Source organism: Bacillus sp. hwrm1, assembly GCF_040207805.1.
GTDB classification, from domain to species: Bacteria; Bacillota; Bacilli; order Bacillales; family Bacillaceae; genus Bacillus; species Bacillus velezensis.
The window spans coordinates 3,626,716-3,647,634 of record NZ_CP157943.1 but is presented as its reverse complement, the minus strand read 5'-3'; the positions used below and the strand labels follow the sequence as shown (position 1 = coordinate 3,647,634).

General features: G+C 47.2%; 25 protein-coding genes. 21 read left to right on the top strand and 4 right to left on the bottom strand.

Features of this window, described 5'->3' with window-relative positions:
• A complete protein-coding gene (locus ABK447_RS18345) occupies window positions 1-1,146 on the top strand; it encodes an acyl-CoA dehydrogenase family protein (RefSeq protein WP_094031517.1) in 1,146 nt (381 codons plus the stop codon).
• A gap of 25 nt (window positions 1,147-1,171) precedes the next feature.
• Here ABK447_RS18345 and fbpB read toward each other — a convergent pair whose 3' ends face one another.
• Both fbpB and ABK447_RS18335 read right to left on the bottom strand, forming a co-directional pair.
• Window positions 1,172-1,318 (bottom strand): Fur-regulated basic protein FbpB, encoded by a 147-nt coding sequence (gene fbpB / locus ABK447_RS18340; RefSeq protein ID WP_003156206.1) that lies wholly within the window; start codon window positions 1,316-1,318, stop codon window positions 1,172-1,174.
• Complete coding sequence (locus ABK447_RS18335) at window positions 1,305-1,484, bottom strand: Fur-regulated basic protein FbpA (RefSeq protein ID WP_003156203.1); 180 nt, start codon at window positions 1,482-1,484, stop codon at window positions 1,305-1,307. Before ABK447_RS18335 ends, fbpB begins: the two co-directional genes overlap by 14 nt.
• A gap of 213 nt (window positions 1,485-1,697) precedes the next feature.
• Here ABK447_RS18335 and ABK447_RS18330 point away from each other — a divergent pair, with 213 nt between their 5' ends.
• Window positions 1,698-2,591 (top strand): cation diffusion facilitator family transporter, encoded by an 894-nt coding sequence (locus ABK447_RS18330; protein ID WP_100001218.1) that lies wholly within the window; start codon window positions 1,698-1,700, stop codon window positions 2,589-2,591.
• Here the strand turns inward: ABK447_RS18330 and ABK447_RS18325 are convergent.
• Window positions 2,588-2,905, bottom strand: a complete 318-nt coding sequence (locus ABK447_RS18325) for a thioredoxin family protein (protein ID WP_003156200.1) — start codon at window positions 2,903-2,905, stop codon at window positions 2,588-2,590. The two genes, ABK447_RS18330 and ABK447_RS18325, sit on opposite strands and share 4 nt — an antisense overlap.
• Before the next feature lie 153 nt (window positions 2,906-3,058).
• Here ABK447_RS18325 and ABK447_RS18320 point away from each other — a divergent pair, with 153 nt between their 5' ends.
• The 5 genes from ABK447_RS18320 (at window position 3,059) to ABK447_RS18300 (ending at window position 9,458) form a co-directional block, all read left to right on the top strand.
• Window positions 3,059-4,144: a D-alanine--D-alanine ligase gene (locus ABK447_RS18320; RefSeq protein WP_003156199.1), complete on the top strand. Its 1,086-nt coding sequence runs from the start codon at window positions 3,059-3,061 to the stop codon at window positions 4,142-4,144.
• 76 nt (window positions 4,145-4,220) lie between these two features.
• The gene (gene murF, locus ABK447_RS18315; protein ID WP_094031520.1) at window positions 4,221-5,591 is read left to right on the top strand and encodes a UDP-N-acetylmuramoyl-tripeptide--D-alanyl-D-alanine ligase; all 1,371 of its coding nucleotides are present in this window, start codon (window positions 4,221-4,223) and stop codon (window positions 5,589-5,591) included.
• A 330-nt stretch (window positions 5,592-5,921) separates the two neighbouring features.
• Complete coding sequence (gene cshA / locus ABK447_RS18310) at window positions 5,922-7,406, top strand: ATP-dependent RNA helicase CshA (RefSeq protein ID WP_014416963.1); 1,485 nt, start codon at window positions 5,922-5,924, stop codon at window positions 7,404-7,406.
• A gap of 116 nt (window positions 7,407-7,522) precedes the next feature.
• Window positions 7,523-8,002 (top strand): PH domain-containing protein, encoded by a 480-nt coding sequence (locus tag ABK447_RS18305; protein WP_003156195.1) that lies wholly within the window; start codon window positions 7,523-7,525, stop codon window positions 8,000-8,002.
• On the top strand, window positions 7,992-9,458 hold the full coding sequence (locus ABK447_RS18300; RefSeq protein ID WP_033575047.1) for a PH domain-containing protein: 1,467 nt from the start codon (window positions 7,992-7,994) through the stop codon (window positions 9,456-9,458). Before ABK447_RS18305 ends, ABK447_RS18300 begins: the two co-directional genes overlap by 11 nt.
• Here the strand turns inward: ABK447_RS18300 and ABK447_RS18295 are convergent.
• Window positions 9,455-10,054, bottom strand: coding sequence for a rhomboid family intramembrane serine protease (locus ABK447_RS18295; protein ID WP_003156193.1), 600 nt, complete (start codon window positions 10,052-10,054; stop codon window positions 9,455-9,457). The two genes, ABK447_RS18300 and ABK447_RS18295, sit on opposite strands and share 4 nt — an antisense overlap.
• 92 nt (window positions 10,055-10,146) lie before the next feature.
• Here ABK447_RS18295 and acpS point away from each other — a divergent pair, with 92 nt between their 5' ends.
• The 14 genes from acpS to ABK447_RS18225 all read left to right on the top strand — a co-directional run bounded on the left by acpS (window position 10,147) and on the right by ABK447_RS18225 (window position 20,919).
• A complete protein-coding gene (gene acpS, locus ABK447_RS18290; RefSeq protein WP_007410229.1) occupies window positions 10,147-10,512 on the top strand; it encodes a holo-ACP synthase in 366 nt (121 codons plus the stop codon).
• 164 nt (window positions 10,513-10,676) lie between these two features.
• Window positions 10,677-11,684, top strand: a complete 1,008-nt coding sequence (locus tag ABK447_RS18285) for an outer membrane lipoprotein carrier protein LolA (protein ID WP_007410230.1) — start codon at window positions 10,677-10,679, stop codon at window positions 11,682-11,684.
• A gap of 116 nt (window positions 11,685-11,800) precedes the next feature.
• On the top strand, window positions 11,801-12,970 hold the full coding sequence (gene alr / locus ABK447_RS18280; protein ID WP_033575046.1) for an alanine racemase: 1,170 nt from the start codon (window positions 11,801-11,803) through the stop codon (window positions 12,968-12,970).
• Window positions 12,971-13,089: 119 nt separating this feature from the next.
• Entirely contained in the window at window positions 13,090-13,371 is a 282-nt protein-coding gene (gene endB, locus ABK447_RS18275) for a type II toxin-antitoxin system antitoxin EndoAI (protein WP_003156188.1), read from the top strand.
• Between the two features lie 5 nt (window positions 13,372-13,376).
• Window positions 13,377-13,727, top strand: coding sequence for a type II toxin-antitoxin system endoribonuclease NdoA (ndoA, locus tag ABK447_RS18270; protein WP_003156187.1), 351 nt, complete (start codon window positions 13,377-13,379; stop codon window positions 13,725-13,727).
• Between the two features lie 117 nt (window positions 13,728-13,844).
• A complete protein-coding gene (locus ABK447_RS18265; protein ID WP_033575045.1) occupies window positions 13,845-14,666 on the top strand; it encodes an STAS domain-containing protein in 822 nt (273 codons plus the stop codon).
• A 4-nt stretch (window positions 14,667-14,670) separates the two neighbouring features.
• Entirely contained in the window at window positions 14,671-15,036 is a 366-nt protein-coding gene (gene rsbS / locus ABK447_RS18260; protein WP_003156180.1) for an RsbT antagonist protein RsbS, read from the top strand.
• Between the two features lie 2 nt (window positions 15,037-15,038).
• The gene (locus tag ABK447_RS18255) at window positions 15,039-15,440 is read left to right on the top strand and encodes an anti-sigma regulatory factor (RefSeq protein WP_003156178.1); all 402 of its coding nucleotides are present in this window, start codon (window positions 15,039-15,041) and stop codon (window positions 15,438-15,440) included.
• 11 nt (window positions 15,441-15,451) lie between these two features.
• Complete coding sequence (locus ABK447_RS18250; protein ID WP_007410233.1) at window positions 15,452-16,459, top strand: PP2C family protein-serine/threonine phosphatase; 1,008 nt, start codon at window positions 15,452-15,454, stop codon at window positions 16,457-16,459.
• A gap of 63 nt (window positions 16,460-16,522) precedes the next feature.
• Complete coding sequence (gene rsbV, locus ABK447_RS18245; RefSeq protein WP_003156176.1) at window positions 16,523-16,852, top strand: anti-sigma factor antagonist RsbV; 330 nt, start codon at window positions 16,523-16,525, stop codon at window positions 16,850-16,852.
• Complete coding sequence (gene rsbW / locus ABK447_RS18240; protein WP_007609591.1) at window positions 16,849-17,331, top strand: anti-sigma B factor RsbW; 483 nt, start codon at window positions 16,849-16,851, stop codon at window positions 17,329-17,331. The genes rsbV and rsbW overlap by 4 nt, the downstream gene beginning before the upstream one ends.
• On the top strand, window positions 17,297-18,085 hold the full coding sequence (gene sigB, locus ABK447_RS18235; RefSeq protein WP_003156171.1) for an RNA polymerase sigma factor SigB: 789 nt from the start codon (window positions 17,297-17,299) through the stop codon (window positions 18,083-18,085). Before rsbW ends, sigB begins: the two co-directional genes overlap by 35 nt.
• Window positions 18,085-18,687 (top strand): PP2C family serine/threonine-protein phosphatase, encoded by a 603-nt coding sequence (locus ABK447_RS18230; protein ID WP_007410234.1) that lies wholly within the window; start codon window positions 18,085-18,087, stop codon window positions 18,685-18,687. The genes sigB and ABK447_RS18230 overlap by 1 nt, the downstream gene beginning before the upstream one ends.
• Window positions 18,688-18,759: 72 nt before the next feature.
• Window positions 18,760-20,919, top strand: coding sequence for a Tex family protein (locus ABK447_RS18225; protein ID WP_094031522.1), 2,160 nt, complete (start codon window positions 18,760-18,762; stop codon window positions 20,917-20,919).

Genomic DNA, 20,919 nt, shown 5'->3' with positions numbered 1-20,919 from the left:
GTGTCTTTATGGATACAGAATGAACGGCAGAGGGAATGGATGGAAAAAATCGGCCTGCTTGCAGACGAATTTCAAAAAACAGCCGCGCTTGATGATGAGGCGGGCCGTTTTCCTGCGGAGAAAATTCAAAGACTGCGCGACGCGGGATATACGGCGTTAACGGTACCTGAGGTATTCGGCGGTGCAGGCATTTCCGTTTATGATATGGTGCTGTTTCAGGAACGGCTGGCGCGGGGAGACGCGGCCGTTGCTCTCGGAATCGGCTGGCATTTATCCGTCATGGGTGAGCTCGGAGAAGGAAACAGCTGGGATGAAGATGTCTTTTCATTTATCACAGAAGAGGTGAAAAATGGAGCTGTCCTGAACAGGGCAGCGACGGAACGGCAGACCGGCAGTCCGACGAGGGGAGGAAGACCCGGCACCTCCGCTGTCAAAAAAGACGGAAAATGGGTGCTGAACGGCCGAAAAACCTTTACAACCCTTTCACTGACTTTGGATTATATGCTTGTGACGGCATGGATTGAAGAAAAACAAACGACCGGTGTTTTTCTCATTCATAAAGATCAGTCAGGCGTTTCAGTCGAAGAAACATGGGATATGATTGCCATGAAGGCGACCGGAAGCCATGATCTCCTTTTAGATCATGTCACGGTCAGTGACGAGCGGCTTGTGGAGCTTATCAGCGGGCCGAGAGCGGCGAAAGTGAATGGCTGGCTGCTTCACATTCCGGCTGCTTATCTGGGCATCGCTCAAGCGGCAAGGGACTATGCCGTCCGGTTTGCATCCGAATATTCGCCGAACAGCCTGAACGGACCGATTAAAGACGTGCCGGCCGTTCAGCAGCGTGTCGGGGAAATGGAGCTTGAATTGTTAAAAGCGAGACAGTTTCTCTTCACGGCGGCGCAAATGTATGATGACCCGAAACGCCGCCCTTTCATCAAAAGCGAGCTCGGCATCGCAAAACATATTGTGACAAATGCCGTCCTTTCTGTTGTTGATAAAGCAATGAGAATCACCGGCGCAAAAAGCCTGGAGCGAAATAATCCGCTTCAGCGGTATTATCGGGATGCCCGGGCCGGCCTTCACAATCCGCCGATGGACGATGCGGTCATCGGCAAATTAGCGGCGGAAGCCTTTGAGCAATAAAAAAAGAGCCTGAAAAAGGCTCTTTTTATGTATGGCTGTTGTGCCGGAGCAGTTTTTGATGCTTGCGGTCAATTCTGTCATAGATCACATTCATCAGCTTTTGATTATTCATAATGGCCGCCTTGTTTTCTTTTATCAGCTGTTCGTATGTTTTTATTTTACGTTTCGCCATGAGCCCGCACCTTCCTTACATATTTGTATTCGCTTTCTAATTCTCCGAGCGATAATTCATATAAATGCCGTTCCGACTTTTTGTATATTCCGTTATTGATCAGCAAATGGATCAGATGTTTTTTTCGTCCTTCAACTGATGATCTGAGCTGAGGAGAAGACCTCATGATTACCCTCCTAATCAAATGATATTGAGAATCATTATCAGTTAATGAAAGTATACAATGGGCATATTCATATGTAAAGGAAAAATACCGCCAATTTTTCGACAAAAAGTTTCCCGGGGAATAATGCTGTCGAATATTGCATTCGCTCAGATCAAAGCTGCTATTTTTCCGCTTTTCCATCCATACTATGAATGAGAATGGAGGACTCCTTACATGAATGATCAAACGGCAAACTTAAAACGGGGCGAGAAAGGCGCGATTCTTAATATCGGCGCGTACCTCATCCTTGCCGCCGTCAAACTGGTGATCGGTCTTATTTATCATTCCGAAGCGCTCAGAGCGGACGGGTTAAATAATGCCACGGATATTGTCGCATCACTGGCTGTGCTGATCGGGCTCCGGATTTCCCAGCGCCCCGCGGACAGTGATCATGCCTACGGACATTATCGGGCTGAAACAATTTCTTCATTAATTGCGTCTTTTATTATGATGGCGGTTGGTTTTGAAGTGCTGATCGGAGGGGCAAAGGCGATTGTCAGCGGAACGGAGGCCGAGCCGAGCTTCATTGCGGCATGGACGGCGCTCGGAAGCGCGATTGTAATGTACGGCATGTATGTATATAACAGCCGTCTTGCAGATCGGGTTAAAAGTGCTGCGCTTCATGCGGCGGCGAAAGACAGCCGTTCTGACGCCTATGTCAGTATTGGGGCGTTTATAGGCGTCTTAACGGCCCGGCTTCATCTGCCGTGGATTGATCCGGTCATTGCTTTTCTGATCGGAATCATCATCTGTAAGACGGCATGGGACATCTTCAAAGATGCTTCCCACTCATTGACGGACGGGTTTGATCTGAAAGATTTGGAGCCGTATAAACACACGGTGAAAGAAATAAAAGAGGTCAGCAGGCTGAAGGATGTGAAAGCAAGGTATTTAGGGAGCACGGTTCATGTGGAAATGGTCATTACGGTAGATCCGGGGCTGTCTGTGAAAGAAGGCCATGAAGTAGCCGATGAAGTCGAGTATACAATAAAACATGAACATGATGTGACTCATGTCCATGTTCATGTAGAGCCTGAAGTCATAAACAAAGATCGTGAAACGAATTAAATATGCTGTGATAAAAACTCTGTGACTTCTTCGGGCGTTTTCGCGTTTGCGCTGTGAAGATGCGCTTTCTTTTCACCGTTTTTAAAGATCAGAAGGCTCGGTATGCCCATTACCTGATATTTGTCGGCAAGCTCAGGGAGCTCGTCTCTGTTCAGTTCATACCAATCATTTTGATTATATTCTTCCAAAATATCGCCGATGAACATATTCATGCGCGTGCAGTCAGGGCACCAGTCAGCGAAAAATTTCACGATGATTTCCTTGTCGGATTGAATAAGTTCATTAAATTGTTCTGTTGTACTGATTTTTTTCATATGACACATCTCCTTTTCCATGCCATTTTAATATAAAATAAAAAGGAATTACATACAAATGCTTTCATATTCAGAATGCCCAAAAATAATTAGATCATTTTCTGAGGAAAGTGATAAGATAGTAAAGATGAATTGTTGTGGGGGGAATATCCATTGAAAACAAGTCTAGGATTGGTGTACGGCGGAAAGTCAGCCGAACACAATGTATCGCTGCAGACAGCATTAGCTGTAACAAAAGCGCTTAATACTGAGAAGTTTGATATACATCCGATTTACATCACTGAAAAAGGAGAATGGCAAAGAGGCCCGCTGCTGACTGAGCCGGTTTCCAACGTGAAAATGCTTCAGCTGGAACAAAACGGTGAAAGTTTCGCTCTATCAGCATTGAACCGGGAAATGTTTCCTGAAGCGTCGCCTGACGAAAAGGCGCCGATCGATGTCGTATTTCCGCTTCTCCACGGACCGAACGGTGAAGACGGCACCATTCAGGGTCTGCTGGAATTGCTGAACGTTCCTTATGTCGGCAACGGGGTGCTTGCATCATCAGCCGGCATGGATAAAGTCATCATGAAGCATTTGTTCGCTCAAGCGGGGCTTCCGCAGGCGAAGTACGCCGCTTTCTTAAAAAAGGACTGGAAACAGACGCCGGACAGCTGCTTACAGCAGGTTGAAGAGGAGCTGGGATATCCGTGCTTCGTCAAACCGGCGAACCTCGGATCAAGCGTCGGAATCAGCAAATGCCGAAACCGTGAAGAGCTTGAAAAAGCCTTCGAACTGGCTTTTGAGTATGACCGGAAAATTGTGGTGGAAGAAGGAATCGCCGGCAGAGAAATCGAAATCGGCGTACTCGGAAATGACGAACCGAAATGCTCCGCCGTCGGTGAAATCGCGCCGAAAACCGACTTTTACGATTACAAAGCGAAATATGAAGACGGCGACACGGATTTAATGATTCCCGCGCAAGTGACGGATGAACAATATGCGGAAATCAGCGAAATGGCGATTAAAGCCTTCAAAGCGATTGACGGATCAGGCCTTGTCCGCGCCGATTTCTTCCTGACCAATGACGGTCAAGTGCTCATTAACGAAGTGAACACAATGCCGGGCTTTACGCCATTCAGCATGTTCCCGCTGCTTTGGAAAGAAGCAGGTGTAGATTACAGTGATCTGATCGAACAGCTGGTTGAGCTGGCAAAAGAACGCCATGCCGAAAAACAGCTGATTAAACATACATTTTAATGAAGACGGACACTGCCTGAAGGGGCAGTGTCTTTTCCCGTAACAGACAACATTTTCAGAAAGCGAGGTGCCACCTTTGATAAAGCGAACTGTAAAACGAATCGCAGACATGGTCAAAGGCACACTGACAAATCCCGAATTTGAACAAACAATGATTGAGGGCGCCGCAACCGATACGCGGACTTTGGAAAAAAATCAGCTGTTCATTCCTTTAAAAGGCGAGCATTTTAACGGCCACACCTTTGTGCCGCAAGCATTCGAAAAAGGCGTTTCCGCGGTATTGTGGGACCGCTCTGAACCGAATCCGCCGGAAGAGCGTGCTGTCATCCTGGTCGATGACACGCTGGAGGCGCTGCAAACATTGGCAAAAGCTTATTTGAAAGAGCTCGGCACAAGGGTTATCGGGGTGACCGGGAGCAATGGAAAAACGACAACGAAAGACATGCTTCACGCCGTTCTCGGCACGCAGTACCGCGTTCACAAAACCGCCGGCAATTTCAACAATCATATCGGCCTGCCGCTGACTGTGCTTGCCATGCCTGAAGATACAGAAATCGCCGTTTTAGAAATGGGAATGAGCGCGAGGGGCGAAATTGATTTTCTGAGCCGTCTTGCTGAACCGGAAGCGGCCGTCATTACCAATATCGGCGAATCCCATATGCAGGATTTAGGCTCAAGAGAAGGAATTGCGGAGGCGAAACTTGAAATTATAAACGGACTTCGGGAAGACGGCGTTCTGTTTTATTTCGGGGATGAGCCGCTGCTCCGCCAAAAGACGTACACTTGCCGGACAACGACATACGGCGCAGGCGCGGACAATGATCTCCGCCTGAAAGAAATAAAACAAGCGGAAGAAGGCACGTACTTCAATATCGACGGGATCGACCGTTCTTTCTTTATTCCGGTTCTCGGCAGACATAATGTGATGAATGCCATGGCTGCATACGCCGCCGGCATCTATTTCGGCATTACGCCGGAAAATGCTGCTCTGGGACTGAGCCGCCTGAAGGTGACGGGGATGAGATTGGAACTGGTCAAAACGGACAACGGCATCTCGATCGTAAACGACGCGTATAATGCGAGCCCGACGTCAATGAAAGCGGCGGTCGAATTAATCGAAACGATGAAAGGCTATCGGAAGAAAATGCTCGTGCTCGGTGATATGCTTGAACTTGGTGATGAAGAAAAAGCATTCCACGAAGAATGCGGAGCTGCGGTCAATCCGGCGGAAATCGACCATGTATTTACTTACGGCACACTCGGCGCATTCATCGCTGACGGAGCGCGCCGGCATTTTGAAGAAGGGCGCGTCAGCCATTATCTTGAAAAAAAAGAACTGCTTCACGCCATACAGGAAATGGCCGCTTCCGGCGATCTCCTTCTGTTTAAAGCATCGAGAGGTATGAAGCTCGAAGAAATCGTTAAAGATTTATTAGAGAAGAACTGAAAAAATACTGATCAGCATTATAAAAATATACAAAAATGAAGAAACTAATTCAGGGTGAAATAATTCTGTCCGTATGAAAAAGAAAGACCGCCGGCTGGGAAATCCCGTCCGGCGCGGGGTCCGGCCTCGTTCGCGGGAAGAATCCGGTCAGGCCGCTTCCGGCCGCCTGACCATCTCGCCTTATTGAAAAACACATAGTGTAATGGTAAGATTAAACGTAAAGTAATTCGGGCTTTGTATACGTATGATCCTGTCCTTTGGATGAAAGGGCGGTTTTTAGTGGTAAATCACGACATTACTGAAACAGCAATCAGAAGGAGTTTGAATAATTTGACTATAACGTTTCAAGATTTCCAATTAAGTTCTGATCTCATGAAATCAATCAATCGTATGGGATTTGAAGAAGCAACACCGATCCAGGCACAAACGATTCCGCTCGGACTTTTAAATAAAGATGTCATCGGACAAGCGCAAACAGGTACAGGTAAAACAGCTGCGTTCGGTATACCCCTTGTTGAAAAAATGAACCCCGAGTCTCCTAATATTCAAGCAATCGTAATCGCGCCAACCCGTGAATTAGCCATTCAAGTATCTGAAGAGTTATATAAAATCGGACAAGATAAGCGTGCGAAAGTACTGCCTATTTACGGCGGCCAGGATATCGGACGTCAGATCCGCGCATTGAAGAAAAACCCGCATATCATCGTAGGTACGCCGGGGCGTCTTCTTGACCATATCAACCGCCGCACGATCCGTTTAAACAACGTGAATACGGTTGTCATGGATGAGGCTGATGAAATGCTGAATATGGGATTCATTGATGACATTGAATCCATTCTCTCAAACGTGCCGAGCGACCACCAAACGCTCTTATTCTCAGCAACAATGCCTGCGCCGATCAAACGGATCGCAGAGCGTTTCATGACTGAGCCGGAACACGTAAAAGTAAAAGCGAAAGAAATGACTGTGTCCAACATTCAGCAGTTCTACTTGGAAGTGCAGGAGCGCAAAAAATTCGATACGCTGACTCGTCTTCTTGACATTCAGTCTCCGGAACTTGCGATCGTATTCGGACGTACGAAACGCCGTGTCGATGAGCTTGCTGAAGCCCTGAACCTTCGCGGATATGCAGCTGAAGGAATTCACGGCGACTTAACGCAGGCGAAACGTATGGTTGCGCTTCGTAAATTTAAAGAAGGTGCGATCGAAGTGCTTGTAGCGACTGACGTTGCCGCCCGCGGACTTGATATCTCAGGCGTTACCCACGTTTACAACTTTGACGTGCCTCAAGATCCTGAAAGCTACGTTCACCGTATCGGAAGAACGGGCCGTGCAGGAAAAACGGGTATGGCGATGACGTTTATCACACCGCGTGAGAAAAGCATGCTTCGCGCGATTGAACAAACGACAAAACGCAAAATGGACCGCATGAAAGAGCCGACGCTTGACGAAGCATTAGAAGGACAGCAGCAGGTGACGGTTGACCGTCTGCGCACGGCGATCAGCGAAAACAACCTGAACTTCTACATGACGGCAGCTGCGGAATTGTTAGAAGATCATGATGCAGTGACAGTTGTGGCTGCAGCCATTAAAATGGCGACAAAAGAGCCGGACAGCACGCCTGTACGCCTCACTGATGAAGCGCCGATGGTCAGCAAACGCTATAAAAACCAGCGTACTTCTAAGCGCAGAGACGGCCAAGGCGGCGGCTACCGCGGCGGCAAAGGGAAAAACAACAACCGTTCTTCCTACGATAAAAAACGCTCAAGCGACCGCCGTTCTTCAGGTGACAGACGCCAGAAAAAATCATACTAAAACACAGGAAGCGGACCCTTTTACGGGGTCCGCTTTTTTTTGATATGCCGGAAAGTGAATCTTTTTTGCAAATCAGCCGTATTTGTATGTATGATAAAAAATGGGAGGTAGGTATGTTGAGAGCACAGCCAAAAAATCGAATCAGTCCAAGCGGCTTAAAAGTCTGGCGTCTTCAGGAAATCATCCTGTCCGCCTTCTGTCTTCTGGCCGTTATAGCAGCAGCTGTTTTAAGCCATTTCTTCCATTGGCCGTATTGGATCACCGGAGTCCTCGGCATCATTTGGGTCATCGGTTCAGTGATATCCGTCTATGCCATACCGAAAATCAGGCACAGGATCTGGCGCTATGAAGTCCATGAAAATGAAATTGATATTCAATCCGGCATTTTTATTGTCAAACGGGTCATTGTGCCGATGGTGAGGGTGCAGCACGTAGATACTTCACAAGGCCCGCTCCTCAGAAGGTACCGTCTGGCCTCAGTCAAAATCTCCACGGCGGCAACCGTTCATTCCATTCCGGCGCTTGATATGGAGGAAGCTGACCGGCTGAGGGATTCCATTTCCCGTCTGGCAAGGGTGACGGAAGATGATGTCTGAGCCGAAACGTCTGCACCCGGCGGCCGTGATTTTGAACTTATTCCATACTATTATCGAAACTATTAAAAACATTATTCTGCCATTTTTTCTCGTCTATATTGTAAACTCCAACCACTTCATCCGCTTCTACGGAGGCATTGCGCTCGCCGTCCTGCTTATCTGGCTGGTTACGGCTAGTGTGATCGAGTGGAGAAAATTCACATACCGGATTGAGGACGGAGAATTCAGAATTGAAGAAGGCTTGTTTTTTACGAAAAAGAGATACATCTCCATTGACCGGATTCAATCAATGAATACGAGTGCCGGCATCATTCAGCAGCTTTTTAAGCTTGTTAAGCTTCAAATCGAAACGGCCGGCGACGGGAAAAACGCCGAGGCCGTCTTATCCGCCATTACTGTGGAAGAGGCGGAACGGATCAGAGCGGCTGTTTTTCAGCAAAAAGCGGAACAAGAAGAACGAGGGGAGACCGCAGCGGAGCAGGAGCCGATGCGCGGGGAAGATGTGCAATCCGTTTACCGATTGTCTGTAGGTGAGCTGCTTATGGCCGCCTCAACATCCGGGGGAATCGGTGTCATCATCTCAGCGGTATTCGCCCTCTTTTCTCAGATTGATGAAGTACTTCCGATGGACTGGCTCTATGACAGGTTTTCTTTTCTCAAGCATGCGAGCATCGGTATATACGCCGTGATCATTTTCATAGGATTGTTCATCGCCTGGCTGTTAAGCATCGCCGGTATGATGATCAAGCATGCCAACTTTAAAATAGAAAAAAAGGAACACGAATTGGTCATTACCAGAGGAATTATTGAAAAACATCAAGTGACAATCCCGCTCCGTAAAATCCAAGCCATTAAAATGAAAGAAAATGTGATCAGGCAATTATTAGGATACGCGACGGTGGCGATTGTCAGCGCAGGCAGTGCGGGGAATGAGAAAGAAGGAGCACAGACGATTCTGTTTCCGATCATCCGCAAATCAAAGCTCGGAGTGATGCTGAACGGTTTCACACCGGATTACGTGCTGGAAGAAAACCGGAATCATTTGCCGAAAAGGGCGCTGCGCCGGTATTTATTCCGATCCATAATCTTCTCGGTTTTCGTGATCATCCCGCTTTGTATTCTGTTTAAGCCGTGGGGATATGCATCGCTCCTTGTGCTTCCCGTCGAACTGGTGCTTGGATATGCCTCGTTTAGGACAGCGTCATGGTGCATAAACGGCGGCAGGCTTCAGATTACCACGAGGCTGGTCGGGAAGACGACCACGATTATGCTGAGAAGAAGAATGCAGATGTTTGAAGTCAGCCGCTCCTTTCTGCAAAAAAGAAGGCGGCTCGCATCTGTGGCTACCGCAGTGAAATCAGCTCACCACATGGAGCATGTCATGCTGAAGGATGTCAGCGAGGAAGATGCCGAACGCATCGGGCGCTGGTATTCATATGAAAAAGCGGACGGTTAATACCGCCGCTTTTTTTGCTGCACGCATAAAAAGGAAAGCAAAAATCCGCCTGCCAGTCCGAACAAATGCGCCATAATGTTAATATTAGAGTTGATAAACGTCGACAGCACCGCGATGATAAGCAGGGTCATAATCATTTTCGACTGATCCCGGCCGATCAGCTCCTTGCGGAAAACAGTCAAAAACACATACACGCCGAAAAGTCCGAAGATCGCGCCGGATGCGCCGACATGCACATAATCAAGCGGTTCGGCAAGATACGTGCCGATATTGCCGATGATGCCCGATGCGATGTACACAATCAGAAAACGGACTTTTCCGAGCATCTGCTCAAGCGGGGGCGCGAATAAAAAGAGAGACATGGAGTTAAACAAAAGGTGAGTGAAATTCGCGTGTAAAAACATCGGTGTCACCAGCCGCCACCATTCTCCCGAGGAAACGCCGTAATTATAGCCGGTCACAGCATCTGACCACATCATGACGGAATGAAGCGGCATACTGAAAAACAGCCACAAGAACGCCTGCAGCGCCAAGATACAGCTGACGGCCGGATAACGTCTGATAAAAGTCTGGAAATTTTCCGTTCGTATAAACATCGCAAGCCCCTTTGCATCTGATTTGTTACATATATAGTAACACGTTTATGACATAAACCGTTTTTTAGTACGGACTTTTAGGAGGAATTCACATGATTTTCGGAATCGGAATCGACATCGTTGAACTGCACAGAATTGAAAACATGCTCAGCCGGCAGGCGAGATTTCCGCAAAGAATATTGACGGAGGCTGAATACGCCCGTTTTACATTGCTGTCGGACAAAAGGAAAATTGAATTTCTCGCGGGAAGATTTGCGGCAAAAGAAGCCTTTTCGAAAGCATACGGCACAGGTATCGGCAAAGAGCTCAGCTTTCAGGATATTGAAACCGGAAACGACAAAGCGGGAAAGCCTGTGCTGGCCTGCGCCAAGCTTGACGGCGCGGCGGTTCACGTCTCCATTACCCATACAAAAGAATACGCCGCGGCACAGGTCGTGATTGAAAGGTTGTCACGCTAGTCTGCATATTAGCCGGAACCCCTTCATATATTTGATAGTGCATTAAGGGAGACAAGTTGTTTGAGGCTTTTATGGTACGCGTCCGTCCGTTCAGGGCGTACCGTTAAAGTCAAACAAGCGATTTCTTCCCTTTACATCAATTGAGAAGAAGGGGTTGAAAAAAGGTGAGAAAAAGCTTTGTTTTGCTTTTAACGGGACTGCTTGCCGTCCTTATTCTTTCGGCCTGCGGCCAAAAATCACAGGAAGATATCGTGAACGGTTTAGATAAGAAGGCGAAAGAATACACCTCGTACAAAGCGAAAGCCAAAATGACCATTGAAACGGGGAGTGATCCGCAAGTATACAATGTGGAAATCTGGCATAAAAAGCCTTCCCTGTACCGGGTCTATTTGGAAAATCCGAAAAAAGACCAAAACCAAGTCATTTTACGGAACGCCAACGGAGTCTTTGTCCTCACGCCGTCGTTAAATAAGAGCTTCAGATTCCAAAGCGACTGGCCGAATAACAGCAGCCAAGTATATTTGTTTGAGTCACTTGTAAAGGACGTGCAGCATGACAAAGACGCCGTCTATTCCGCCAAAGATAAAAAGTACACGTTTGAAACAAAAACAAACTATCAGCACAACAAAATGCTGCCGACTCAGGAAATCACTTTCAACAAAAAGGACATGAGCCCGTCGCTCGTCAAAGTCATGGATACAGACCGGAAAGTGATGGTAAAAGTCGAATTCAAAAGCTTTGAATTCAACAAGCCGTTCGATAAAGACTCTTTTGACGAGAAGAAAAATATGACGCTTTCTCAGATGGACGTCGCCACAAGCGCCAAGCCGTCTGATTCATTTGCGGTCAAAACACCGCTTCAAGTGCCGGCCGGCGTCAAAAAGCTTGAAGAGAAAGATATTTCAACGGCGGACGGCAAACGGATCGTCATGACTTACGGCGGAGAAAAATCATTCACCCTTATTCAAGAAAAAGCCCATATCGCAAAAGCCGCCTCTGCCGTCACGCTGAAAGGCGAACCGGTTAATCTCGGCTTCACGGTTGCGGCATTATCTGATACGTCTTTAACGTGGACATATGACGGAGTGGATTATCTTCTGTCATCACAGGATCTTACAAAAGATGAAATGGTGGCCGCCGCCAAAAGCATGCAGGGACAGTCGTCAAAATAACGTCAAAAAAGAGGCCGCTGCTGTCGGTCTCTTTTTTGATTCCATTTCACTTTGCAGAATAATTTTAGTATGATAATAACAATATGAATTGAAAATAATGCTAGGAAGTGTATCGAATGAACACAGCATCCTTTTACAGAGAAACGTGGGCGGAAATCAACCTGTCCGCGATTAAAGAAAATGTCACGCATATGAAAAAACACATCGGGCAAAACGTCCATCTCATGGCGGTTGTAAAGGCGAACGCTTACGGCCACGGAGATTTGGAAGTTGGGAAAGCCGCGCTTGAAGCGGGTGCCTCTTGTCTTGCCGTAGCCATACTGGATGAAGCGATTTCATTGAGAAAGCGGGGCATTACAGCGCCGATTCTCGTGCTTGGCGCCGTGCCGCCCGAATATGTACAAGCAGCTGCCGAGTATGACGTAACACTCACGGGGTATTCTGTTGAATGGCTTCAGGAAGCTGCGCGCCACCTCGGAAGTGAAACAGTGCCGTTTCATCTGAAAGTCGACACCGGCATGAACAGACTCGGAGTCAAAACGGAGGAAGAAATCCAAAGCGTGTTAAAAATCCTCAGCCAAAATCCCGGTTTAGTCTGTAAAGGCGTATTCACCCACTTTGCTACCGCGGATGAGAAAAACAGAGATTATTTCCTCTTCCAGTTTGACCGCTTTAAAACATTGATCGCTCCGCTCCCTTTAAAAGAATTGATGGTGCACTGCGCGAACAGCGCTGCCGGACTTCGTCTTAAAAAGGGCTTCTTTAACGCGGTTCGTTTCGGCATCAGTATGTACGGGCTTCGTCCTTCTGCTGACATCCAAAGCGAAATTCCGTTTCAATTAAAGCCGGCTTTTGCGCTGCACTCTGTTTTATCCCATGTGAAAAAGATCCGCAAAGGGGAAAGCGTCAGCTACGGCGCAACATATACGGCAGAGAAGGATCAATGGATCGGAACGGTTCCCATCGGCTATGCAGACGGGTGGCTCCGCAAGCTGAGCGGCACGTCTGTGCTGATCGGCGGCAAACGGATGAATATCGCAGGAAGAATCTGCATGGATCAATTGATGGTCGAATTAGATCAATCTTATCCGCCGGGCACCAAAGTCACCCTGATCGGCAGCCAGAAGGAAGAAACGATCACGATGGATGAAATCGCCGGGCGGCTTGGGACGATTAATTACGAGGTCCCTTGTACCATTAGTTCCCGCGTTCCCCGTATGTTTTTGGAAAATGAGAGTATAATGGAAGTAAGAAATCCTTTACTGCAAGATAATACAAACAAGTAGCCGTCATCCGGAAAAAGAGAATTTATAAAACAGCTTTGCTTGACGTTTGAATAATGGTATCATTATGTCTGGATGGATGAATTGGTCGTATCCGTAAGTTTGGTGGAGGTGTATGTTTTTTGTCTGAATCCAGCGCAAGAACCGAAATGAAAATCAGCTTGCCCGAAAACTTAGTAGCTGAATTGGATGGTGTAGCGATGCGGGAGAAACGAAGCAGAAACGAACTGATATCACAAGCAGTGAGAGCGTATGTCAGCGAACGGACAACTCGCCATAACCGTGATTTGATGAGACGCGGGTATATGGAAATGGCGAAAATCAACTTGAATATCTCTTCTGAGGCTCACTATGCTGAGTGCGAAGCAGAAACGACCGTTGAGCGCTTAGTCAGCGGAGGATAATCATTTTGATTGTAAAGCGCGGCGATGTTTATTTTGCTGATTTATCTCCTGTTGTTGGCTCAGAGCAAGGCGGCGTACGCCCGGTTTTAGTGATCCAGAATGATATCGGAAATCGCTTTAGCCCGACTGCTATTGTTGCAGCCATAACAGCCCAAATACAGAAAGCGAAATTACCAACCCACGTCGAAATTGATGCAAAACGCTACGGTTTTGAAAGAGATTCCGTTATTTTGCTGGAGCAAATTCGGACGATTGACAAGCAAAGATTAACGGATAAAATAACTCATCTGGATGATGAAATGATGGATAAGGTTGATGAAGCCTTGCAAATCAGTTTGGCACTCATTGATTTTTAGTCATATTTTGGTTGCTCATAAAGAGCAACTTTTTTTGTTTTCGAAAAACATAAGCGCTATAATAAAGAGATAATCAAACAAACTTTGTTGTTTTGTGTCGGGAGGTCAGTGAAACCCATGTCGAATCAGAAAGTGTATCAGTTTATCATTGATCAGCATGATGAACTGCTTGATACTTGGACAGCCAAACTAAAAGAAGTAGGCAATCAGGAAGACTATCAGCTTACGAATCACATATGTGAAAATATTTGTAAAGACTATATAGACATTCTTTTATTATCGACTAAAAATGACGAGGCTGCGGAAGAGCAGATCAGCGACCTCGCACTGCGCGCCGTTCAGCTCGGCCTGTCACTGAAACTTCTTTCAGCCACCCTGTCAGAGTTTTGGAAGCTGCTTTACGAAACGATGGTCGACCTTAATATGGCCGATCAGGACAGAGCGGAATTGATATTGGAGATAGACAGCTTTTTCAGTCCGATCAACACGGAAATCTTAAATCAGTATTCTATCTCATGGGAAAAAACGGTTACTTTGCAAAAAATCGCGCTTCAGGAACTGTCCGCTCCGCTGATCCCGGTATTTGAGCATGTAACGGTCATGCCGCTTGTCGGGACGATTGATACGGAGCGTGCAAAGCACATTATGGAAAATCTGTTAAACGGCGTCGTGAAGCACCGTTCACAGGTTGTATTAATTGATATCACGGGCGTGCCGGTCGTTGATACGATGGTGGCGCACCATATTATTCAGGCATCAGAAGCGGTGCGGCTTGTCGGCGCGAAATGCCTGCTCGTCGGAATCCGTCCGGAAATCGCGCAGACGATCGTTAATCTGGGAATTGATTTGTCGCAGGTTATTACGAAGAATACCCTTCAAAAAGGAATTCAAACAGCGCTTGAAATGACAAATCGAAAAATCGTTTCATTGGGGGAATAACATTGTGAGACATCCAAAAATCCCGATCCTGAAACTGTATAACTGCTTATTGGTATCCATCCAATGGGAACTTGACGACCAGACAGCTTTGCATTTTCAAGAAGATCTGCTGAACAAAATCTATGAAACCGGCGCAAACGGGGTCGTCATTGACCTGACATCCGTTGACATGATCGATTCATTTATCGCGAAAGTGCTCGGCGATGTCATCACCATGTCTAAATTGATGGGCGCAAAGGTCGTATTGACGGGAATTCAGCCGGCTGTGGCGGTCACATTGATTGAACTCGGAATCTCACTTGAGGAAATTGAAACGGCGCTCGATTTAGAGCAAGGGCTTGAGACATTGAAGCGGGAATTGGGGGAATAGCGATGAACGACCAATCCTGTGTGAAAATCATGACAGAATGGGATATCGTAGCCGCTAGACAGCTTGGCCGCAACGTTGCGAAGGAATTAGGCTTCGGCACGGTGGACCAGGCCAGAATCACGACGGCTATCTCAGAATTGGCCAGAAACATTTACTTATATGCAGGCAAAGGCCAGGTCAGCATAGAACAAGTAAACGACAGAGGGAAAAAAGGCCTTAAAATTATAGCAGAAGACAAAGGACCCGGAATCCCCGACATCCGTAAAGTGATGGAAGACGGCTTTTCAACGTCAGGCGGACTGGGAGCGGGACTTCCGGGCGTCAAAAGGCTGATGGACGAATTCAGCCTGCAATCTGTTGCAGAGGAAGGAACAGAGATTCAAGCCGTGAAATGGCTTCGGTAGGAGGTTAGAACGTGGATTTCAGGGAGGTTATAGAGCAGCGGTATCATCAGCTGCTTAGCCGATATATAGCCGAATTAACAGAAACATCTTTATATCAAGCCCAAAAATTCAGCCGAAAAACGATTGAACATCAGGTTCCTCCGGAGGAGATTATCAGTATCCACCGAAAAGTAGTAAAGGAACTGTATCCGGATCTGCCGGAAGATGTTTTTCATTCGCTGGATTTTTTAATAGAAGTCATGATTGGCTACGGGATGGCTTATCAGGAACATCAAAGTCTGAGAGATATCCAGCAGGAGCTTCGTTCAGAAATTGAAATTGCCGCAAATGTTCAGCAGACGCTGCTTGGCACAAAAATTCCTGAAGAAGAAGATCTGGATATCGGGGCGATCAGCGTCCCCGCCAAACAGATGAGCGGGGATTATTATCACTTTGTCAAAGACAAGGAATCGATTAACATCGCGATAGCCGATGTCATCGGAAAAGGAATACCCGCCGCATTGTGCATGTCGATGATCAAGTATGCCATGGACTCTCTTCCGGAGATCGGCATTCACCCCTCCCAAGTGCTGAAAAATCTTAACCGCGTTGTAGAACAGAACGTGGACTCAAGCATGTTTATCACCATGTTTTACGCAAACTACAATACGAAAAATCACCAATTTACATATGCCTCTGCGGGGCATGAACCGGGCTTCTACTACTCTGAAAAAGAAAAAAAGTTTTATGATCTGGAGGCAAAAGGATTGGTGCTGGGAATTTCTCAGGATTTTGATTACAGCCAATATGAACAGCACATGGACGAAGGAGACATGATCGTTCTTTTTTCTGACGGCGTCACCGAATGCCGTACCGAAAACGGTTTCTTAGAACGCAGTGACATTCAGCGCATGCTGGAAGAACATATGGACTGCTCCGCGCAGGATATGGTCAAAAACATTTACGACAGCCTGCTGAGACTCCAGGACTTTCAGCTTCATGACGATTTTACGTTAATTGTTTTGAAAAGAAAGGTTTAAAAAAACAGCAGCACGGGTAAAAAGCCATTAGCACGAGTAAGGATAACTTTCAGAGGTGATACGATGAATTTAACGGTAGATATGAAGGAGAATCTTTCAGATATACAAATCAATATCGCTGGAGAAATCGATGTATACTCAGCTCCGGTGGTTCGTGAAAAGCTGATGCCCCTGGCAAACGAGGGGAAGGACATGAGAATCTGCTTAAAAGATGTAAATTATATGGACAGTACGGGTTTAGGCGTTTTTGTAGGCGTGTTTAAAACGGTGAGCAAGGAAGGCGGCTCTCTCAAGCTTGAGAATCTTTCCGACCGGCTCGTCCGTCTGTTTGAAATTACGGGGCTTAAGGACATCATCGACATTTCGGCAAAGTCAGAAGGTGGCGTGCAATGAGTACATCAGTTGATTATATAGAGATGAAAATTCCGGCCGAACCGGAATATGTAGGAATCGTCAGGCTTACGTTATCAGGGGTCGCAAGCAGAATGGGCTATACTTATGATGACATTGAAGATTTAAAAATCGCTGTCAGCGAAGCTTGTACAAACGCTGTCCAGCATGCATACAACGATGAAAATAAGGGAGAAGTATCCGTGCGGTTCGGTGTGTTTGAGGATCGGCTGGAGGTTATTGTCGCCGATCAGGGAGACAGCTTTGATTTTGATCAGAAGCAGCAGGATCTCGGGCCGTACACACCTTCGCACACAGTCGATCAATTGTCAGAAGGAGGGCTCGGTCTGTATTTAATGGAAACGCTCATGGATGAAGTCAAAGTTCAAAGCAACTCTGGCGTAACCGTGGCGATGACAAAGTATTTAAATGGGGAGCGAGTTGATCATGGCACAACCATCAAAAACTACGAAACTAACTAAAGATGAAGTTGATCGGCTCATACGCGACTTTCAAACACATGATAATAAAGAAGCCCAGGAAACACTCGTCGAGGTGTATACCAATCTCGTCGAAATGCTGGCAAAGAAATATTCAAAAGGAAAAAGCTTTCATGAAGACCTCCGCCAGGTCGGGATGATCGGACTTCTCGGAGCCATTAAACGGTATGATCCCGAGGTCGGCAAATCCTTTGAAGCATTTGCGATTCCGACCATCATCGGCGAGATCAAACGCTTCCTCAGAGATAAAACATGGAGCGTACACGTCCCGAGACGGATTAAAGAACTCGGGCCGCGCATTAAAATGGCGGTGGATCAGCTGACGACAGAGACGCAGCGGTCGCCGAAAGTCGAAGAAATCGCAGCCTTTCTCGATGTGTCAGAAGAGGAAGTGCTTGAAACGATGGAGATGGGAAAAAGCTATCAGGCGCTGTCTGTCGATCACAGCATCGAAGCGGATGCGGACGGAAGCACCGTCACGATTTTAGATATCGTCGGGTCGCAGGAGGAAGGATACGAACGCGTCAACCAGCAGATGATGATCAAAAGCGTGCTTCATGTGCTGTCCGACCGCGAAAAACAGATTATCGATCTAACATTTGTGCAAAATAAAAGCCAAAAAGAAACAGGGGACATTCTCGGAATATCTCAAATGCACGTCTCGCGCCTGCAGCGGAAAGCGGTGAAAAAACTGAGAGAGGCCTTGATTGGAGATCCCTCCATGGAGCTAATGTAATGATTCAGGTTGAAGAAAATGAACATGTTCAAACTCTTGTATACCAATTAAATAAAGAAGGCAAGTCCATATGCGGCGACAGCTTTTTTATGAAGGCGAATGAAGAAGAATTAGTTTGCGCGGTAGCGGACGGTCTCGGCAGCGGATCTCTTGCCAACGAATCCTCGTCAGCCATTAAAGATATCGTGGAAACGTATGCGGATGAGGATGTGGAAAGCATCATTGAGCGCTGCAATCAAGCGATGAAAAACAAAAGAGGGGCGACTGCCTCCATCTTAAAAATCAATTTCATCAAAAGGGAATTGACATACTGCTCGATCGGCAACGTCCGTTTCTTCCTGCACTCCCCATCAGGCGAAGTCTTTCATCCGCTGCCGATTTCGGGTTACCTCTCAGGCAAACCGCAAAGATACAAAACGTATACGTCATCATACGAAAAAGGGGCGAGGTTCATCATCTACACGGATGGGCTTGAGGTTCCGCATATCCGCACCTGCTTAAAGCAGGGACACTCAATAGAAGATATATCAAAATCACTTCATCCGTACACAACATCCAGACGTGATGATTTGACCTATATTCTAGGGCAGCTTTTATCGTAAGGCTGCTTTTTTTATGTTCCGCCGTTTTTTGATACACTAGAGAAAGAATGAAGAGATGGAGGCTTTTGTGATATGGAAACGTTAGCCCTTTTGAAAAAACAAATTGCTGAAGAAACAGCGTTATCCCAAAAACATGTCGAAAGTGTCATCCGCCTGCTGGAAGACGGCAATACCGTCCCGTTTATTGCGCGGTACCGAAAAGAGCAGACCGGCTCAATGGACGAGGTGCAGATTCAGGCAATCTCCGAGCGGTGGCAATACATACAAAACCTGACGCAGCGGAAAGAAGAAGTCATCAGATTGATCTCTGAGCAGGACAAGCTGACGGTAGGGCTGAAGCAAAAAATCGAACAAGCGGTTAAGCTTCAGGAAGTCGAGGATTTATACCGTCCCTTCAAACAAAAACGGAAAACAAAAGCCACCGTCGCCAAAAGCAAAGGCCTTGAACCGCTTGCGGACTATATTCTTTCTCTCCCGAAAGAAAACCGCCTTCACGACATCGCTGATCAATATATCAGTGCAGAAAAAGAAGTCGCTTCAAGAGAGGAAGCCATTGAAGGCGCGAAGCACATCATAGCCGAACAAATCTCGGATGACCCTCATTTCAGAAAGTGGATTCGCCAGGAAACGTATAAAAAAGGAATTCTCACTTCCGCGGCAGGCAAGTCAGCCGCAGATGACGAGAAAAACGTCTATGAAATGTACTACGAGTACGAAGAGCCGATCCAAAAGGTCGTTCCTCACAGAGTGCTTGCGATGAACCGCGGTGAAAAAGAAGGCATTTTAAAGATTGCGATCGAACCGCCCGCCGATCAGATAAAAGCTTATTTAGAAAAGCAAATTATCAAACACCGTGAAACGCCTGTGAAAGAAACGTTGAAAGAGGCCATTGAGGACAGTTACAAACGTCTGATCCAGCCGGCTATTGAGCGCGATATCCGCAAAGAGCTGTCAGAAAAAGCAGACGCGCAGGCGATTCATATTTTCGCTGAAAACCTGCGTAAGCTCCTGCTGCAGCCGCCGATGAAGGGAAAAGTCGTGCTCGGCGTCGATCCGGCCTTCCGTACGGGGTGCAAACTGGCAGTCGTTGATGAGACGGGAAAAGTGCTGAAAATCGACGTCATTTATCCGCACGCTCCCGTAAAAAAGACAGCGGAAGCACAGAAAAAAATCAAACGATTGCTGGATCGGTACGAAGTCGAGGTTGTGGCGATCGGAAACGGCACGGCATCACGGGAGACAGAGCAATTCGTCGTTGATGTGCTGAAAGAAACAGAGCGTGACATTTATTATGTCATCGTCAATGAGGCCGGAGCAAGCGTGTATTCCGCGTCAGAAATCGCCCGTGAAGAATTTCCGGATTTTCAGGTCGAAGAGCGCAGCGCCGTCTCCATCGCGCGGAGGTTGCAGGACCCGCTGGCCGAGCTTGTAAAAATTGATCCTAAATCCGTCGGCGTCGGGCAATACCAGCATGATGTCAGCCAAAAGCATTTAAATGAATCACTCCGTTTTGTCGTGGAGACCGTCGTCAACCAAGTCGGGGTGAATGTCAATACAGCATCAGCCGCGCTGCTTCAATATGTAGCCGGGTTATCCAAAACCGTTGCCGGTAATATCGTCAAAAAAAGGGAAGAGCTCGGCAAATTCACAAACCGCAAAGAGCTGAAAGAAATCCCGCGTCTCGGCGCAAAAACATATGAACAGTGCATCGGCTTTTTGAGAGTGCCCGGAGGACGGGAGCCGCTCGACCGCACCGGGATACACCCGGAAAGCTATAAAGAGACAAAGGCGCTGCTCAAAAAACTGCAGCTCACTGCGGATCAGATCGGAAGCGCGGACGTAAAAGAGAAAATAAGCGCATTGCCGCTGTCGGAAACGGCTGAAGAGCTCGGTATAGGGGAAATTACACTTGCGGATATTTGCGGGCAGCTGACAAGGCCGGAGCGAGATCCTCGTGACGAAGTGCCGAAGCCTTTGCTGAAAAAAGACGTTCTGCAGCTTGAGGATTTAAAGGAAGGAATGGAATTGCAGGGCACCGTCCGCAACGTTGTAGACTTCGGCGCTTTCGTCGATATCGGCGTCAAACAGGACGGGCTTGTGCACATTTCAAAACTGAGCAATCAATACGTCAAACATCCTCTCGACGTCGTATCGGTCGGAGACATCGTCACCGTATGGGTCGAAGGGGTGGACGTGCAAAAAGGCAGAGTGTCGCTGTCTATGGTAAAATAA

Coding starts and splice junctions, on each gene's coding strand:
- fbpB (WP_003156206.1), bottom strand. CDS start 1,318: ATGGCGAAACGTAAAATAAAAACATACGAACAGCTGATAAAAGAAAAC.
- ABK447_RS18335 (WP_003156203.1), bottom strand. CDS start 1,484: ATGAGGTCTTCTCCTCAGCTCAGATCATCAGTTGAAGGACGAAAAAAA.
- ABK447_RS18330 (WP_100001218.1), top strand. CDS start 1,698: ATGAATGATCAAACGGCAAACTTAAAACGGGGCGAGAAAGGCGCGATT.
- ABK447_RS18325 (WP_003156200.1), bottom strand. CDS start 2,905: ATGAAAAAAATCAGTACAACAGAACAATTTAATGAACTTATTCAATCC.
- ABK447_RS18300 (WP_033575047.1), top strand. CDS start 7,992: ATGATGTCTGAGCCGAAACGTCTGCACCCGGCGGCCGTGATTTTGAAC.
- ABK447_RS18295 (WP_003156193.1), bottom strand. CDS start 10,054: ATGTTTATACGAACGGAAAATTTCCAGACTTTTATCAGACGTTATCCG.
- acpS (WP_007410229.1), top strand. CDS start 10,147: ATGATTTTCGGAATCGGAATCGACATCGTTGAACTGCACAGAATTGAA.
- alr (WP_033575046.1), top strand. CDS start 11,801: ATGAACACAGCATCCTTTTACAGAGAAACGTGGGCGGAAATCAACCTG.
- ABK447_RS18265 (WP_033575045.1), top strand. CDS start 13,845: ATGTCGAATCAGAAAGTGTATCAGTTTATCATTGATCAGCATGATGAA.
- ABK447_RS18255 (WP_003156178.1), top strand. CDS start 15,039: ATGAACGACCAATCCTGTGTGAAAATCATGACAGAATGGGATATCGTA.
- rsbV (WP_003156176.1), top strand. CDS start 16,523: ATGAATTTAACGGTAGATATGAAGGAGAATCTTTCAGATATACAAATC.
- rsbW (WP_007609591.1), top strand. CDS start 16,849: ATGAGTACATCAGTTGATTATATAGAGATGAAAATTCCGGCCGAACCG.
- sigB (WP_003156171.1), top strand. CDS start 17,297: ATGGCACAACCATCAAAAACTACGAAACTAACTAAAGATGAAGTTGAT.
- ABK447_RS18230 (WP_007410234.1), top strand. CDS start 18,085: ATGATTCAGGTTGAAGAAAATGAACATGTTCAAACTCTTGTATACCAA.
- ABK447_RS18225 (WP_094031522.1), top strand. CDS start 18,760: ATGGAAACGTTAGCCCTTTTGAAAAAACAAATTGCTGAAGAAACAGCG.